11 protein-coding genes and 2 pseudogenes are annotated in these 16204 nt (G+C 57.9%); 5 read left to right on the plus strand and 8 right to left on the minus strand.

Features of this window, described 5'->3' with window-relative positions:
• The first annotated feature begins 60 nt into the window (after positions 1–60).
• The 5 genes and pseudogenes from ACYZT7_RS05360 (at position 61) to ACYZT7_RS05380 (ending at position 5342) form a co-directional block, all read left to right on the plus strand.
• Entirely contained in the window at positions 61–1644 is a 1584-nt protein-coding gene (locus ACYZT7_RS05360; RefSeq protein WP_131062973.1) for a peptide chain release factor 3, read from the plus strand.
• A 386-nt stretch (positions 1645–2030) separates the two neighbouring features.
• A pseudogene (locus ACYZT7_RS05365) lies at positions 2031–2981 on the plus strand (MFS transporter); the annotation flags it as partial.
• A gap of 75 nt (positions 2982–3056) precedes the next feature.
• Positions 3057–4609, plus strand: a protein-coding gene (locus ACYZT7_RS05370; protein WP_462037356.1) for an IS3 family transposase whose coding sequence is annotated in 2 segments (ribosomal slippage) — positions 3057–3519 and positions 3519–4609 — 1554 coding nt in all. Because the reading frame shifts where the segments join, the coding sequence is not laid out codon by codon here.
• A 39-nt stretch (positions 4610–4648) separates the two neighbouring features.
• Positions 4649–4939, plus strand: a pseudogene (locus ACYZT7_RS05375) (MFS transporter); the annotation flags it as partial.
• Positions 4940–5093: 154 nt separating this feature from the next.
• On the plus strand, positions 5094–5342 hold the full coding sequence (locus ACYZT7_RS05380; protein WP_462040238.1) for a hypothetical protein: 249 nt from the start codon (positions 5094–5096) through the stop codon (positions 5340–5342).
• A gap of 104 nt (positions 5343–5446) precedes the next feature.
• Here ACYZT7_RS05380 and ACYZT7_RS05385 read toward each other — a convergent pair whose 3' ends face one another.
• From ACYZT7_RS05385 to ACYZT7_RS05420, 8 genes are all read right to left on the minus strand, one after another.
• Entirely contained in the window at positions 5447–6427 is a 981-nt protein-coding gene (locus tag ACYZT7_RS05385; protein ID WP_462040239.1) for a peptide ABC transporter ATP-binding protein, read from the minus strand.
• The gene (locus ACYZT7_RS05390) at positions 6427–7395 is read right to left on the minus strand and encodes an ABC transporter ATP-binding protein (RefSeq protein ID WP_462040240.1); all 969 of its coding nucleotides are present in this window, start codon (positions 7393–7395) and stop codon (positions 6427–6429) included. The genes ACYZT7_RS05385 and ACYZT7_RS05390 overlap by 1 nt, the downstream gene beginning before the upstream one ends.
• Positions 7396–7405: 10 nt before the next feature.
• Entirely contained in the window at positions 7406–8317 is a 912-nt protein-coding gene (locus ACYZT7_RS05395; protein WP_282375325.1) for an ABC transporter permease subunit, read from the minus strand.
• Positions 8318–8330: 13 nt separating this feature from the next.
• Entirely contained in the window at positions 8331–9341 is a 1011-nt protein-coding gene (locus ACYZT7_RS05400; RefSeq protein ID WP_282375033.1) for an ABC transporter permease subunit, read from the minus strand.
• Positions 9342–9413: 72 nt separating this feature from the next.
• Complete coding sequence (locus tag ACYZT7_RS05405; RefSeq protein WP_462040241.1) at positions 9414–11009, minus strand: ABC transporter substrate-binding protein; 1596 nt, start codon at positions 11007–11009, stop codon at positions 9414–9416.
• 78 nt (positions 11010–11087) lie between these two features.
• Complete coding sequence (locus ACYZT7_RS05410; protein WP_462040242.1) at positions 11088–12464, minus strand: OprD family porin; 1377 nt, start codon at positions 12462–12464, stop codon at positions 11088–11090.
• Between the two features lie 172 nt (positions 12465–12636).
• A complete protein-coding gene (locus tag ACYZT7_RS05415; protein WP_462040243.1) occupies positions 12637–14238 on the minus strand; it encodes an ABC transporter substrate-binding protein in 1602 nt (533 codons plus the stop codon).
• A 303-nt stretch (positions 14239–14541) separates the two neighbouring features.
• Positions 14542–16167, minus strand: coding sequence for an ABC transporter substrate-binding protein (locus ACYZT7_RS05420; RefSeq protein WP_462040244.1), 1626 nt, complete (start codon positions 16165–16167; stop codon positions 14542–14544).
• Positions 16168–16204: the final 37 nt, after the last annotated feature.

Below are 16204 nucleotides of genomic sequence, written 5' to 3' on the forward strand. Positions count from 1 at the left end.
TAGGCTCGGTTTGCGCTATACTCGCCGCCCTTTTTTGAATCACCTGCCAGGCGATTTCCCATGACCAAACAGGCCGCCGAAGTCGCGAAACGCCGCACTTTCGCCATTATTTCCCACCCCGATGCCGGTAAAACCACCATCACCGAGAAGCTCTTGCTGATGGGCAAGGCGATTGCGATTGCTGGCACGGTGAAATCTCGCAAATCTGACCGCCATGCCACCTCCGACTGGATGGAAATGGAAAAACAACGGGGTATTTCCATTACCACGTCGGTCATGCAGTTCCCGTATCGCGATCACATGATCAACCTGCTCGACACCCCGGGCCACGAAGACTTCTCCGAAGATACCTACCGCACCTTGACGGCGGTTGACTCGGCATTGATGGTCCTCGACGGCGGTAAGGGTGTAGAGCCACGGACCATCGCGCTGATGGACGTCTGCCGTCTGCGTGACACGCCGATTGTCAGCTTCATCAACAAACTCGACCGTGACATTCGCGACCCGATCGAACTGCTCGACGAAATCGAAGCGGTCCTGAAGATCAAGGCGGCGCCGATCACCTGGCCGATCGGTTGCTACCGCGACTTCAAGGGCGTTTATCACCTCGCCGACGACTACATCATCGTGTACACCGCTGGCCACGGCCACGAGCGGACTGACGTGAAAATCATCGAGAAGCTCGACTCCGATGAAGCCCGCGCGCACTTGGGCGACGAGTACGATCGCTTCGTCGATCAGCTGGAACTGGTGCAGGGTGCCTGTCACGAATTCAATCAACAGGAATTCCTCGACGGCCAACTGACCCCGGTGTTCTTCGGTACTGCACTGGGCAACTTCGGTGTCGATCACGTGCTCGACGCCGTGGTCAACTGGGCGCCGAAACCGCTGGCCCGTGTCGCCAACGAGCGCACCGTGGAACCGGTTGAAGAGAAATTCGCCGGCTTCGTGTTCAAGATCCAGGCGAACATGGACCCCAAACACCGCGACCGTATCGCCTTCATGCGTATCTGCTCCGGCAAGTACGAAAAAGGCATGAAGATGCGCCACGTGCGCACCGGCAAAGACGTGCGGATCGGCGACGCGCTGACGTTCTTCTCCTCCGAGCGTGAGCAACTGGAAGAAGCATTCGCCGGCGACATCATCGGCCTGCACAACCACGGCACTATCCAGATCGGCGACACCTTCACCGAAGGCGAAGTCCTGGGCTTCACCGGTATCCCGCACTTCGCCCCGGAACTGTTCCGTCGCGTGCGCCTGCGTGATCCGCTCAAGTCCAAGCAACTGCGTCAGGGTCTGCAGCAACTGGCGGAAGAAGGCGCGACCCAGGTGTTCTTCCCCACGCGCAGCAACGACATCATCCTCGGCGCCGTCGGTGTGCTGCAGTTCGATGTGGTCGCCAGTCGCTTGAAAGAGGAATACAAGGTTGAGTGCTCCTACGAGCCGATCACCGTTTATTCCGCGCGCTGGATTGATTGCAGCGATAAGAAGAAGCTTGAAGAGTTCCAGATCAAGGCTGTGGAAAACCTCGCGATTGACGGCGGCGGTCACCTGACCTACCTGGCTCCGACCCGAGTCAACCTGGCGCTGATGGAAGAGCGCTGGCCGGATGTGAAGTTCCGTGCGACGCGTGAGCATCATTAAGCGTTGAACTGAGAAACCGGAAACCCCGATGTGTGAGCCTCGGGGTTTTTTATTAGCTGGTGAATCGCCGCCCTCACCCTAGCCCTCTCCCGGGGGGAGAGGGGACTGATCGAGGTGTTCTTGGAGCTACATCGACCTGAAAGACCGAGTCGAACTCAGGTCTTGAAAGCGATGAAGATTTGCTCCCTTTCCCCCTCTCCCCTTTGGGGAGAGGGCTGGGGTGAGGGGTGTTTTCTGTAGGTCTTTTTTCCTGATTCTGTAGCTGGACTCCGATTTTCCGTTACTGGCGTTTTTACCCGAGACAACGACACCGTTGAAGTCTAGTGTTCAGAGAACACTTCACAAGCAGCGACTTTCCGCGAGCAGGAGCACAAGGGATCAATGGAATGACCAGTCGGCTCACACACCTGATTCGGTTAGATGGCTACTTCTGTCCAATGGCCTGGGTGCTGGCGGCGCTGCTCTTCATCAATCGGTTGAGCACCATGGTCAAACTGTTCATGGCGCTGTACCTGCGCCAGGAACTGGGGCTGGCGATTGAAACTGTTGGCTGGTTGTTGTCCGGTTACGGGGCCGGCTTGCTGATAGGGTCAATGGTGGGTGGACTGCTGAGTGATCACTTTTCCACGGCGAGGCTCACTGCGGCGTTGTTTTTTGTCTCGGCGTGGGTACTGCTCTTGTTGGGGCTGGTCACTGAAGTGCCTTGGCTGGCTGGGTTGCTGCTGTTCAGCGGTGTACTCGATGGTGCGATTCGAACGCTTCATCAGCGTTTGATCATGGAATATTGCCAGGTTGCGCAGCGCGCTCGTGCACAGTCACTGAGTCGTGTTGCCAGAAACCTGGGTATGGCTGTCGCAGGGGTGGTCGGTGGGGTTTTGGCGCAGACTGATTTTCGCTGGGTGTTTTTTGCCAGTGCGGTCATGACACTGTTGGCGTTGCTCTGGTTTGTCCGGACGACATGGCATCGACCGGTTCTGATGCCGGATGAGGTGTCTGATAGTGCTTCAGGCTCATGCGTCCCGTATCGAGATAAACCATTCCTTTGGTTGTTGGCGGCTTCTGTCGTGCTCGGCCTGGCCTTTGACCCGGTCTACAGCATGTTGGGCAACTATTTATTCGAGTACTACCGGTTGAGCACTGAAGTCATTGGGTGGCAATTTGCACTCAATGCGGTGCTGGTGGTGGTGCTGCAAATACCGTTATCTCATTGGAGTGAGCAATGGGGCGCGCGTCGGCAACTGCTGGCAGGGAGCCTGTTATTGGCCTGCGGGCTCGGGATGTTGCCCTTGGGTTCCGGGGTGCTTTATGTCTGCTTATCGACTGTGATTTGGACGCTTCCCCCGGTGTCAGGATAGTTGTCGCCTCTCCGAATTTTCCTGAAAAAGCATATCGGGGGCGGAAAGAGACTGGTCGTGCCGTACTATTCACCTGAACGCAAAGCCGCATTACTCAAGATGCTGCTTCCCCCGCTGAACCTGACGATGGCCGAGGTTTCCCGGCGTGAAGGGGTTAGCGAAATGTCTTTGTCCAACTGGCGCAAGAAGGTCAGTTCTGAAGGAAGCGCAGTGCCTGAAGACAAGCCACTCCCCGAGAACTGGTCTGCTGAAGCCCGGTTCGCTGTCGTCCTTGAAACCGCCGGTCTGTCGCAGCTCGAACTGGGTGAGTACTGCCGACGAAAAGGTCTGTACCCCGAACACGTCAGCGCCTGGCGCCAAGCCTGTATCACGGGGCAGCAGAGTGTTCAGAACCAACAAAAGGTCGACCGCGAACAATCTCGCAAGGACAAGAAACGTATTCAGCAACTTGAGCGCGAACTGCTGCGTAAAGACAAGGCGCTGGCCGAAACCGCCGCGTTGTTGGTGCTGCGAAAAAAGCTCAACGATTACTGGGGGATCGACAACGAGGACACCTGACCTCTTTGCCGGAACGGCAGTTGTTGGTGGCTTGGTTGATCGAAGCCATCGAGGCCGGTGCTCGAAAAATCAGAGCGTGCCAAGAGGTGGGGCTGTCGCTCAGAACCTTGCAGCGATGGACGCAGAGTGAGGATCTTCAAGCCGATGCCCGCACAACCACCGTGCGGCCCACGCCGCGTAATGCGTTGAGCGAGATCGAACGACAAGCGATCGTGACGCTGTGTAACAGCCCTGCGTATGCCCATTTGCCGCCGAGTCAGATCGTACCGAGGCTGGCTGACGAGGGGCGTTATCTGGCGTCGGAAGCGACGTTTTATCGCATCCTGCGTGCAGCCGGTCAGCAACATCATCGGGGCCGTAGCCAGCGACCCAGACGGCATGCGGCACCGACGACGCATGTCGCCAAAGCGCCCAATCAGGTGTGGTCGTGGGACATCACGTATTTGCCGTCGCCGATACGCGGCAAGTACTACTACCTGTATTTGATCGAAGATATTTACAGCCGCAAGGCCGTGGGCTGGGAAGTTTACGAAGAAGAAAGCGGCGAAAAAGCGGCTGCGCTGCTGCAACGCAGCGTGATCGGCGAGCAGTGTTTACACGAGCCGCTGGTGCTGCACTCGGACAATGGTGCGCCGATGAAATCGCTGACGCTGTTGAGCAAGATGTACGACCTGGGTATCACGCCGTCCCGTGGCCGACCGCGAGTGAGCAACGACAATCCGTACTCGGAGTCGCTGTTTAGAACGCTGAAATATTGCCCGCAATGGCCGCAGGAGGGTTTTGCCAGCTTGGACGCCGCACGCGCGTGGGTGAGAGATTTTATGCGTTGGTACAACAACGAGCACCGGCATAGCCGGATCCGCTTCGTGACACCGACGGAGCGGCATCGAGGGCTGGACCAGCAGATCCTGGCGCGGCGGCATGAACTGTACCAGCGAGCGCGCAAGAAAAGCCCGGAACGTTGGTCAGGCCAGACGCGGAACTGGGAGCCGATAGGAGCGGTGATGCTGAATCCGGATCGGGAGCAGCAGGACGAGAAAAGAGCGGCATAGTTGAACGGTTGACGCGACAACTACCTTGAAAAACGCCGGCTTGGCGAAGCGCTTTTCATGCCGCCCCTGAATGTGCTGGTCATGCAGCATGCGCAAGGAGGAAAAAGCGGGCACTACTTTGGCCTTTTTTTCATGTGCTGGAGTGCGAGTGCACTGCTTTCGCCTGTGCTTGGCGGGCAGCTTTACGGTCATTTCGGTGGCCACAGTGTCTGGCTCGCAAGCGCGGCTCTGGCGGTGTTGTCCATACCGCTGTTTTATCAAGCAACGCGTTTGTCGGAGCGGCAACGGGTTCTCTCCTCGGCGCACGGCGAGCCCGCTCCACTTAGCTGATCTGGTTATAGGCATTATTCAAAACCAATCTCCCCGCCAACGGCATTCCGTCCATTCGTTAGCGTCCTATCTGGAGAACCGCGCTGATCGGAACTAAATTTCATTCAGCGCCAGACAGGCACCCACGCCTCACTTATGAAGGATGGAATCGGCTATGAGCATTGTTCAACGCATTGTGCTGTTGTTTAAGGTTTTGGTGATGCTGTCCGTTGGCCTGTCGGCGGGGGCGTGGGCGGAGTGCCCGGACCACGGTGAGCAGGCATCGAGCGGACAGGTGGGGAACAGTAATCTGATGATCGCCAAATCCGAATCGGAACCCGGTGACCAGGGTCAGGGTGGCAGCGCGGACGATGACGACTCGACCACCGACGAACCGGACGCCGACGAGGATGAAGGGGCTTAAATGACAAACAAAAGAAAACCCCTTCTGCCGGACTGATGCGCAATTCAAAAGAAGGAGTTTTTTCAACTCATAAAAGCGCGCCCCGGTGATCGGGGCGCGCTTTTTTATGCCGCGCCGTCGAGGAATTGCTCGGCGTAGTGGCAAGCCACCTGGCGGCTGTCGAGCAGGCGCAAGGCCGGCTCTTCGGTGCTGCAGCGCTCGGTCGCGTACGGGCAGCGCTTGTGGAACGCGCAACCGGATGGCGGGTTCAGCGGGTTGGGCAACTCGCCGACGATCTTGATTTTCGGCTTGTTCGGGTCCGGGTGAATGGTCGGCGTCGCCGACAGCAACGCCTGGGTGTACGGGTGCAGAGGACGCTCGTAGATGTCGTTCTTCGGACCCATTTCTACCGGGCGACCGAGGTACATCACCATCACGTCATCGGCGACGTGTTGCACCACCGCCAGGTTATGGGAGATGAACACGTAAGCGGTGTTGAACTCTTGCTGCAAGTCCATGAACAGGTTCAGCACCTGTGCCTGAATGGACACGTCCAGCGCCGAAGTCGGTTCATCCGCGACCAGCACTTTAGGCTGCAACATCATCGCGCGGGCCAGGGCGATCCGCTGGCGCTGACCGCCGGAGAACATGTGCGGATAACGTTGGTAGTGCTCGGGACGCAAGCCCACCTGCTTCATCATCGCCTGAACTTTCTCGCGACGTTCGGAAGCCGACAGGTTGGTGTTGATCAGCAGCGGCTCAGCCAGTTGATCACCGACTTTTTGCCGTGGGTTCAACGACGCGTAAGGGCTCTGGAACACCATCTGCACGTCTTTGCGCAGTTGCTTGCGTTCAGCCTTGTTCGCGCCGGTGACTTCTTGTCCGGCGATTTTCAAGGAACCGGAGGACGGCTCTTCAATCAGCGTCAGGGCGCGGGCCAGGGTGGATTTGCCGCAGCCCGATTCGCCGACGACAGCGAGGGTCTTGCCGGCTTCCAGTTCAAACGACACACCGTTCAAGGCGCGAACGGTCGCATGGCCCTTGAACAGGCCACGGGACACTTCGTAGTGACGGGTCAGGTCGCGGGCGGTAAGTACGACGGCCATTACGCCACCTCCTGATTCAGCGGGTAGAAGCAGCGGGCGAGGCTGTTGCTTTTCGGGTCAAGGGTCGGACGCTGCACGCGGCAGTTGTCCTGCACGTACGGGCAGCGCGGCGACAGCAGGCAACCCTGCGGACGGTCATAACGACCGGGAACGATGCCCGGCAGCGTGGCCAGGCGCGTGGCGCCCAGGCTGTGTTCCGGAATCGCCTTGAGCAGCGCTTCGCTGTACGGGTGCGCCGGAATGTCGAACAGCTGAGGCACCTGGCCCACTTCCACCGCTTGGCCGGCGTACATCACGCACACACGCTGAGCGGTTTCGGCCACGACCGCGAGGTCGTGAGTGATCAGCACCAGGCCCATGTTCTGCTCTTTCTGCAGCGCCAACAGCAGGTCCATGATTTGCGCCTGAATCGTTACGTCCAGTGCCGTGGTCGGTTCGTCGGCGATCAGCAGTTTCGGTTCGCCGGCAATCGCCATGGCGATCGCAACGCGCTGGCTCATACCACCGGACAGTTGATGCGGGTAAGCATTCATACGGCTGGCGGCGCCCGGGATTTCAACTTTTTCCAGCAGTTCGATGGCGCGTGCGCGGGCTTGCTTGCCAGACATTTTCAGGTGCAGGCGCAGCACTTCTTCGATCTGGAAACCGACGGTGTAGCTCGGGTTCAGCGCGGTCATCGGGTCCTGGAAGACCATGGCCAGGTCTTTGCCGACGATTTTGCGACGCTGACGGTTGCTGAGCTTGAGCATGTCCTTGCCGTCGAAATTCAGCGCGTCGGCGGTGACGATCCCCGGATGTTCGATCAGGCCCATCAGCGCCATCATGGTCACGGACTTGCCGGAACCCGATTCGCCAACGATGGCCAGAACTTCGCCCTTGTCCACGGTAATGTCGAGACCGTCGACCACCGGTACGGCGTTCTTGTCGCCGAAGCGAACGTTGAGATTCTTGATTTCTAACAGTGACATTTGAATCTCCTCAGGCGGCGTTCTTGAGTTTCGGGTCCAGCGCATCGCGCAGGCCGTCGCCCATCAAGTTGATTGCCAGCACGCTGAGCAAAATGGTCAAACCAGGCAGACTGACGACCCACCAGGCGCGTTCGATGTAGTCGCGAGCCGAAGCCAGCATGGTGCCCCACTCAGGGGTTGGCGGTTGCACGCCAAGGCCGAGGAAGCCCAGTGCCGCGGCATCGAGAATCGCCGAGGAGAAACTCAAGGTCGCCTGAACGATCAGCGGTGCCATGCAGTTAGGCAGCACGGTGATGAACATCAGGCGTGGCAGCGTGGCGCCGGCCAGGCGCGCAGCGGTCACGTAGTCGCGGTTCAGTTCGCCCATCACCGCAGCGCGGGTCAGACGAACATAGGACGGCAGGGACACCACGGCGATGGCAATAATGGTGTTGATCAGGCCAGGGCCGAGGATGGCGACAATCGCCACCGCCAGCAGCAGGGACGGCAGGGCCAGCATGATGTCCATCAGACGCATGATGGTCGGGCCGAGCAAGCGCGGGTAGAACCCGGCGAACAGACCCAAAAGGATCCCTGGAATCAGCGACATCACCACCGACGACAAGCCGATCAGCAGGGACAGGCGCGAACCGTGGATCAGACGCGACAGCAGGTCGCGACCCAGTTCATCGGTGCCGAGCAGGAACTGGATTTGCCCACCTTCCAGCCAGGACGGCGGGGTCAGCAGGAAGTCGCGGTATTGCTCGCTCGGGTTATGCGGTGCCACCCAAGGGGCGAACAGTGCGCAGAAAATCACCAGCAGCATGAACATCAGGCCGGCGACGGCGCCTTTGTTCTTGGAGAACGCTTGCCAGAATTCTTTGTACGGGGACGGGTACAGCAGGCTTTGATCGACTGCTACCGATGGAATTGAAGTGGTCATGGTCATGATGATCTCAGCGCTGATGACGAATGCGTGGGTTGGCAAAGCCGTAGAGGATGTCCACCACGAAGTTGACCAGAATCACCAGGCAGGCGATTAGCAGGATGCCGTTCTGCACCACGGGATAATCCCGTGCGCCAATGGCTTCGATCAGCCATTTGCCGATGCCGGGCCAGGAGAAGATGGTTTCGGTCAGGACCGCACCGGCCAGCAATGTGCCGACTTGCAGGCCGACCACGGTCAGTACCGGAATCAGCGCGTTGCGCAGGCCGTGAACGAACACCACGCGCGACGGCGACAGGCCTTTGGCGCGGGCGGTACGAATGTAGTCTTCACGCAGCACTTCTAGCATCGAAGAGCGGGTCATCCGCGCAATCACCGCCAGCGGGATGGTGCCAAGCACAATGGCCGGCAGGATCAGGTGGTGCAGCGCATCGAAGAACGCACCGACGTCATCGGCCAGCAGCGTGTCGATGAGCATGAAGCCGGTCCGCGGCTCGATGTCATAGAGCAGGTCGATCCGCCCGGACACCGGGGTCCAGCCCAGCGATACCGAGAAGAACATGATCAGGATCAGGCCCCACCAGAAGATCGGCATCGAATATCCCGCCAGGGAGATGCCCATCACCCCGTGGTCGAACAGGGATCCTCGCTTGAGTGCCGCGATCACCCCGGCCAGAAGGCCCAGGATGCCGGCGAACAACAGGGCGGCCATGGACAGTTCCAGGGTCGCGGGGAATAGAGAAGTGAATTCGGTCCAGACGCTTTCACGGGTACGCAGGGATTCGCCGAGATCGCCGTGGGCCAGTTTGCCAACGTAATCCAGGTATTGGGCATACAAGGGTTTGTTCAGCCCCAGGCGTTCCATTGCCTGAGCATGCATTTCGGGGTCGACGCGACGTTCGCCCATCATCACTTCCACGGGGTCGCCTGGAATCATGCGAATCAACGCGAAAGTCAGCAAGGTGATGCCGAAGAATGTGGGGATCAATAACCCCAATCGGCGGGCAATAAAACTAAACATCTTGTGGTGTACCTCATCAGCCGGTTAGGCGTGCCCGGCATTCCTGGGTCAGGAATGCCGGTAGTTTCTTATCTACTTCACCTGGGTGGTGGCGAAGTTATTAGTGGTGAGCGGGCTAATGTGATAGCCCTCTACGTTGTTGCGCATTGCGGTGAACATACGGGTGTGCGCCATGCTGATCCATGGCTGGTCCTGATTGAAAACTTCCTGGGCTTGCTCATAGAGCGCTGCGCGTTCCGCCGGGTTCACTTTAGCCCGGGCTTCATCGATCAGCGCCTGGAACTTCTCATTGCACCAGCGCGCGTAGTTTTCGCCGTTTTTGGCCGCCTCGCAACTGAGCATAGGCGTCAGGAAGTTATCCGGATCGCCGTTATCGCCCGCCCATCCGGCAGACACCATGTCGTGCTCGCCGTTTTTCGCGCGTTTGAGCATTTCGCCCCATTCCATGACGCGAATATCGACATTGATCCCGACCTTGGCCAAGTCGGCCTGCATCATCTGTGCGCCGAGCATCGGGTTCGGGTTGGTTGGACCGCCACCGTTACGGGTAAACAGGGTGAACGTGGTGCCTTCCGGTACGCCGGCTTCCTTGAGCAAGGCGCGAGCCTTGTCCAGATCACGTGGCGGATTCTTCAGGTCGTGGTTGTAGCCCAGCAGGGTGTCCGGGTACGGATTGACCGCCACGGTCGCATTGCCTTTGCCGAACAGCGCGTTGACGTACGCGGCCTTGTCGAAGGCGATGTCGATGGCTTTACGTACGCGCACATCACTCATGTACTTGTGCGAGGTGTTCATGGCGATGTACGAGACGGTCATCGCGTTCAGCTCATCAACACTCAGTTTGGCGTCTTTCTTGATGCTCGGGATGTCATCCGGTTTCGGATACAGCGCAATCTGGCACTCGTTGGCTTTCAGTTTTTGCAGACGCACGTTGTTGTCTGTGGCGATGGCCAGGATCAGCGAATCGGCCGGTGGCTTGCCACGGAAGTAATCCGGGTTGGCCTTGAATCGGACTTGAGCGTCCTTGTTGTAACGCTGGAAGATGAACGGGCCGGTGCCGACAGGCTTGTTGTTCAGGTCGCCGGTCTTGTCGGCCTTGAGCAGCTGGTCGGCATACTCGGCGGAGTAGATCGAGGAGAAGGCCATGGCGATGTCGGCCAGGAACGGCGCTTCGCGGCGGGTCAGGGTGAACGTGACCGTGTTGTCGTCGATCTTCTCGACACTTTTGAGCAGTTCTTTGAAGCCCATGCTTTCAAAGTACGGGAAGCCCACGCTCGACTTGTTGTGCCACGGGTGTTTCGGGTCCATCTGACGCTGGAAGCTCCAGACCACGTCGTCGGCGTTCATGTCGCGCGTCGGCTTGAAGTATTCGGTGGTGTGAAACTTGACGCCTTTGCGCAGGTGGAACGTGTAGGTCAGACCGTCCTCGCTGATGTCCCAGGATTCGGCCAGTGCCGGAATCACTTCAGTGGTACCAGGCTTGAAGTCCGCCAGACGATTGAAGATGGTTTCGGCCACTGCATCGGCGGTGACTGCAGTCGTGTACTGGACCATGTCGAAGCCTTCCGGACTGGCTTCGGTGCAAACCACCAGGGGTTTGGCCGAGACGCCAACAGCGACACTCAGCAACGCGGCAGCGATGGCCGCACGTAGGGGAAGCATTTTCATCAAGAACCCTCTGCAATCGGTTGAACAGGAAAAAACCAAACGGCCGACTCGTCATGAGTCAGCCGTCGGGCAGTGTTTTTACAAAATCTTGAACGGGATGGTGGTCACGAGACGGAACTCGTTGATGCTGCCGTCAGCCTGGTTATCGCTGGCGCGGTGAGTGGTGTAGGTCGCACGAACAGTGGTGGCCTTGAGTGGACCGCTCTGCACGGCGTAAGCAGTACCGATGCCGTATTCATAGTGGTTTTCGCCGTCCATGTTGCGAACGTCGTAGGCGGTACCGGTGTAGTGAGTACCGTCAATGCCCCAGCCGCGAGCCTGGTAGATGTTGAACTTCAGACCGGGTACGCCGTATTCAGCCATGTTGAGGCCGTAGGCGATCTGGAAGGACTTCTCGTTCGGGCCGTTGAAGTCCGACAGCAGGGAGTTGGCCAGGTAGATGCCGTTGGTTTCGTGCAGGTAGTCGAAGTACTCGTTACCGTTCACTTCCTGGTACGAGAATGTCAGGCTGTGGGCCTGGTGAGTCAGGCCGAGCGACAGCGAGTAGGTGTCGTTGTCGATCTCACCCATCAACTTTTTGCCTTCGTCGACGGTTTTGTAGTAGTTCAGGCCGGTGGTCAGGCTCAGCATCTGGCTGTCACCCAGCTCGTGGGTGGCGCCGAAGTAGTACTGGTTCCAGAAGTCTTCGACGTTGGTCGCGTACAGGCTGGTTTTCAGGCTTTTGAGCGGCTGATAGTTCAGGCCTGCCGTGTTCACGTGATCGGTTTCAGCGCCGTTGTTGGTGTATTCGGAGCGGAATTTCGACAGGCTCTGCTCGGTACGTGGCGACACGCGGTCGAAGGTGCCGAGGTCGAACGACAGGTTGTCGAACTCTTCGCTGTGAATGGCCACACCTTCAAAGCTCGAAGGCAACGGACGGTTGCCGATGACGTCGACGATCGGGCTGCTGAAGTTCATGCGGCCGGCGGTCAGGGTGGTGTTGGAGATACGCGCCTTGACGTTGGCCAGGCCCAGTTTGCTCCACTGATCCACGGCATCGCCGTTGGTGTGGGCCAGGGTACGGTTGGAACCGCCCTTGATATCTTCGCGGCTGCGATCCAGCGCAATGGCGTTGTAGGCAGCGACTTCGGTGCTGAAACCCACGGTGCCTTGGGTGAAGCCCGAGGTGTAGTTCAGGATGGTGCCCTGAACCCAGTTGATGCGACGCGAACCGGTCAGTGTTTCCCCATGGCGTTCGTACTTGAAAGTACCGTCACGTTGTTTGTCTTCGTTGGCATACCAGTTACGGGTAGTACCCGACAGGCTCTGGCCATCGATGAAGCCTTTGGCTTCCGACTGGGAATTGGTGCTGGCCAGTTGGGTCGGAACGAAGTCCTGGCTTTGAGTTTCTGCGTAAGCCGTGGCGGTTACGCTGCTGATGGCCAAGGCCAATAACGCGGTGCTGCTCAGTTTCATGGGTGAAGCTCCTTTCTTTCTTTTTTTAATGCCGGTCTTTTTTGGTGATCCGGCTATCTGGTTCAGAACTCATTCAAGGCACCGCAAACGTTTGCTGTCGGCCGGATTGACGAATTACGGCAATACGCTTGCGTGAGGGCGGAATCCGCCCCCAGCGTTTTTGGCTAATCGGTTATTTTTCTATGCTGACGCCCGAGAACACGTTACGACCGAAAGGACTCACCTTGAATCCTTCGATTTTGGCGCTCAACGGCTGGTTAACCGTTGAGTGGGCGACTGGCGTAATCGGCACCTGCTGCTTGAGGTACTGCTGCGCCTGTTTGTAAAGCACGGTGCGCTGGTCGCGGTCGGTAACGACTTTGGCCTGCTTGATCAGCTTGTCGTAAGCCGGATCACACCACATGGAGTAGTTGTTGCCGCCAATGGCGTCGCAGCTGTAAAGCGTGCCGAGCCAGTTGTCCGGGTCCCCGTTGTCACCGGTCCAGCCAATCAGGCTGATGTCGTGTTCGCCATTCTTGGTGCGCTTGATGTATTCGCCCCATTCGTAGCTGACGATCTTGACCGTGAGGCCGATTTTCGCCCAGTCAGCCTGAAGCATCTCGGCCATCAACTTGGCATTGGGGTTGTACGGGCGTTGGACCGGCATGGCCCAGAGGGTAATTTCAGTGCCTTCCTTCACGCCGGCAGCCTTGAGCAATTCCTTGGCTTTTTCCGGGTTGTAGGCGGCGTCTTTAATGGTCTCGTCGTAGGACCATTGGGTCGGCGGCATGGCGTTGACAGCCAGTTGACCGGCACCTTGATAGACGGCGTTGAGAATCCCTTGCTTGTTCACCGCCATGTCCAGCGCCTGGCGCACTTCGAGTTGATCGAAAGGCTTGTGCCGCACGTTGTAGGCGATGTAGCCGAGGTTGAAACCAGGCTTCTCGATGAGCTTGAGTGTGGGGTCGTTCTTCAGCGCGGTCACGTCGGCAGGGCGCGGGTGCAGGGTGATCTGGCACTCGTTGGCCTTGAGCTTCTGCACGCGCACCGAGGCATCGGTGTTGATGGCGAAGATCAGATTCTCGAGCTTGACCCGGCTCGGGTCCCAGTACTGCTTGTTGCCGATGTAACGGATGTTGGAATCTTTCTGGTAGCTCTTGAACACGAACGGCCCGGTGCCGATCGGCTTCTGGTTGATGTCGCTCGGTTTGCCCTCGACCAGCAGTTTGTCAGCGTATTCGGCGGACAGAATGGCGGCGAAGCTCATGGCGATATTCTGGATGAACGCGGCGTCCACGCTGTTGAGCGTCATGACCACGGTCAGCGGCCCGGTCTTCTCGACCTTGGCGATGTTCTTGTTCAGGCTCATCCCGTTGAAATACGGGAACTCGGTCGGATAAGCCTTACGGAAAGGTTGCTGTGGATCAAGCATGCGATTGAACGTGAACAGCACGTCATCGGCGTTGAAATCACGGGTCGGCGTGAAGTATTTGGTCGTGTGAAATTTCACCCCTTCGCGTAGGTGAAAAGTGTACTTGAGGCCGTCCTCGGAAATATCCCAGCGAGTGGCCAGGCCTGGTACGACGTTGGTGGCGCCTTTTTCGAACTCTGCCAGTCGGTTGTACAACGGCTCGGCGGCGTCATTATCGGTCGCGGTCGTGTACTGCGCGGTGTCGAAGCCAGCGGGGCTGCCTTCGGAGCAGAACACCAGGCTGTTGTTGGCGGCCTGGCTAATGGAAGTGGCGGCCAGCAGGCCGGTGCCCAGCAATGCGGATAAAACCAAGGTATGGCGCATGACGCTCGCTCTTTATTTTTAGTGTTTTGACAATGAGCCGTCCCGTCCAGGGACGTGGAGGCCTCATTGATCTCAAGCCATGGCGTGCAGCAAAAACCGAGAGCCCACGCCTGCACTGGTCAGATCCCGACGGTATGAGCGATGGGTCTGGCAGTAAATGCGTAAAGTCCTAAAGACTTGTAGGAAAGGTCAACGCGTCCGACACCGCTGCCGTAATACTTAGCGGAAATGGATGTAGGTTGTTTCCTACTTTCTCGGCAGATAAAGCAACGGCGACGTCAAAAACGTCGCCGTTGCCAAACCTTATTTGCTGACGCTGACGCCGTAGAAGGAGTTCAAGCCAAACGGGCTGATCTTGAAGTCCTGCACGTTGGCGCGCATGGGTTGGTACACCGTCGAGTGAGCGATAGGTGTCATTGGAACGGCGTCCTTGAGGACGTGTTGCGCCTGTTTGTACAGTTCGGTGCGCTTTGCCTGGTCGGTTGTGCGCTTGGCTTCTTTCACGATGCCGTCAAACTTCTTGTCGCACCACTTGGAGAAGTTGTTGCCGCTCAGCGAGTCGCAACCAAACAACACGTTGAGCCAGTTGTCCGGATCACCATTGTCGCCGCTCCAGCCGATGATCATCGCCTGGTTTTCGCCGCCTTTGGAGCGCTTGATGTACTCGCCCCACTCGTAGCTCTGGATCTTGACATTGAGACCGATCTTGGACCAATCGGACTGCAGCATTTCTGCCATCAGCTTGGCGTTCGGGTTGTATGGACGCTGCACCGGCATCGCCCACAGAACGATTTCGGTACCTGGCTTAACGCCGGCTTCCTTGAGCAGCTCTTTAGCTTTCTCAGGATCGTATTTGGCGTCTTTGATGGTGGTGTCGTAGGACCACTGGGTCGGCGGCATGGCATTAACAGCCAATTGGCCGGCACCCTGATAAACCGAGTCAATGATCTGCGGTTTATTCACCGCCATGTCCAGCGCCTGGCGAACTTTCAGGTTGGCCAACGGGTTTGGCTCGTTGCTGCCCTTGACCTTGTCCATCACGTTGTAGGCGATGTAGCCCAGGTTGAAACCGGCCTGGTCAGGCATTTTCAGGGTTTTGTCTTCCTTCAGCGCCTTCAGGTCGGCCGGACGTGGGAACAGAGTGATCTGGCACTCGTTCTTTTTCAGCTTCTGAATACGTACCGACGGGTCGGTGGTGATGGCGAAGATCAGGTTGTCGATCTTGACGTCTTCAGGCTTCCAGTAATCCTTGTTCCCGGTGTAGCGGATGTTGGAGTCTTTCTGGTAGCTCTTGAACACAAACGGGCCAGTACCGATCGGCTTCTGGTTGATGTCGGCGGCTTTGCCTTCCTTGAGCAGCTGGGCAGCGTACTCGGCGGACTGGACCGAGGCGAAACTCATGGCCATGTTCTGGATGAACGCGGCATCAACTTCTTTGAGGGTGAACTTGACGGTGTGGTCGTCGACTTTATCGATCTTGGTGATGTTGGTGTCCATCCCCATGTCGGTGAAGTACGGGAATTCGGTCGGGTACGCCTTACGGAACGGGTCGTTCTTGTCAATCATGCGATTGAAGGTAAACAGAACGTCGTCGGCGTTGAACTCACGAGTCGGCTTGAAGAACGGGGTGGTGTGGAACTTGACGCCTTCGCGCAGGTGGAAGGTGTAACTCAGGCCGTCATCGGAGATGTCCCACTTGGTCGCCAGACCGGGAATGACAGCGGTGCCGCCACGTTCGAACTGAGTCAAACGGTTGAACATGGTTTCTGCAGAGGCGTCGAAGTCGGTTCCGGTGGTGTACTGACCAGGATCAAAACCGGCCGGGCTCCCTTCGGAGCAAAACACCAGGTTAGTCGCCGCTTGGGCGAAAGGTGCGCTAGCTAACAAACTTGCGCCGACTAAAAACGGAATGACCGCGTGTTTAAGCATGGTGGCCTCATGATTTGTTGTCATTTTTGGAATTAGA

It is taken from the genome of Pseudomonas sp. RT4P38 (assembly GCF_054897765.1).

Coding starts and splice junctions, on each gene's coding strand:
- ACYZT7_RS05360 (WP_131062973.1), top strand. CDS start 61: ATGACCAAACAGGCCGCCGAAGTCGCGAAACGCCGCACTTTCGCCATT.
- ACYZT7_RS05380 (WP_462040238.1), top strand. CDS start 5,094: ATGAGCATTGTTCAACGCATTGTGCTGTTGTTTAAGGTTTTGGTGATG.
- ACYZT7_RS05385 (WP_462040239.1), bottom strand. CDS start 6,427: ATGGCCGTCGTACTTACCGCCCGCGACCTGACCCGTCACTACGAAGTG.
- ACYZT7_RS05390 (WP_462040240.1), bottom strand. CDS start 7,395: ATGTCACTGTTAGAAATCAAGAATCTCAACGTTCGCTTCGGCGACAAG.
- ACYZT7_RS05395 (WP_282375325.1), bottom strand. CDS start 8,317: ATGACCACTTCAATTCCATCGGTAGCAGTCGATCAAAGCCTGCTGTAC.
- ACYZT7_RS05400 (WP_282375033.1), bottom strand. CDS start 9,341: ATGTTTAGTTTTATTGCCCGCCGATTGGGGTTATTGATCCCCACATTC.
- ACYZT7_RS05405 (WP_462040241.1), bottom strand. CDS start 11,009: ATGAAAATGCTTCCCCTACGTGCGGCCATCGCTGCCGCGTTGCTGAGT.
- ACYZT7_RS05410 (WP_462040242.1), bottom strand. CDS start 12,464: ATGAAACTGAGCAGCACCGCGTTATTGGCCTTGGCCATCAGCAGCGTA.
- ACYZT7_RS05415 (WP_462040243.1), bottom strand. CDS start 14,238: ATGCGCCATACCTTGGTTTTATCCGCATTGCTGGGCACCGGCCTGCTG.
- ACYZT7_RS05420 (WP_462040244.1), bottom strand. CDS start 16,167: ATGCTTAAACACGCGGTCATTCCGTTTTTAGTCGGCGCAAGTTTGTTA.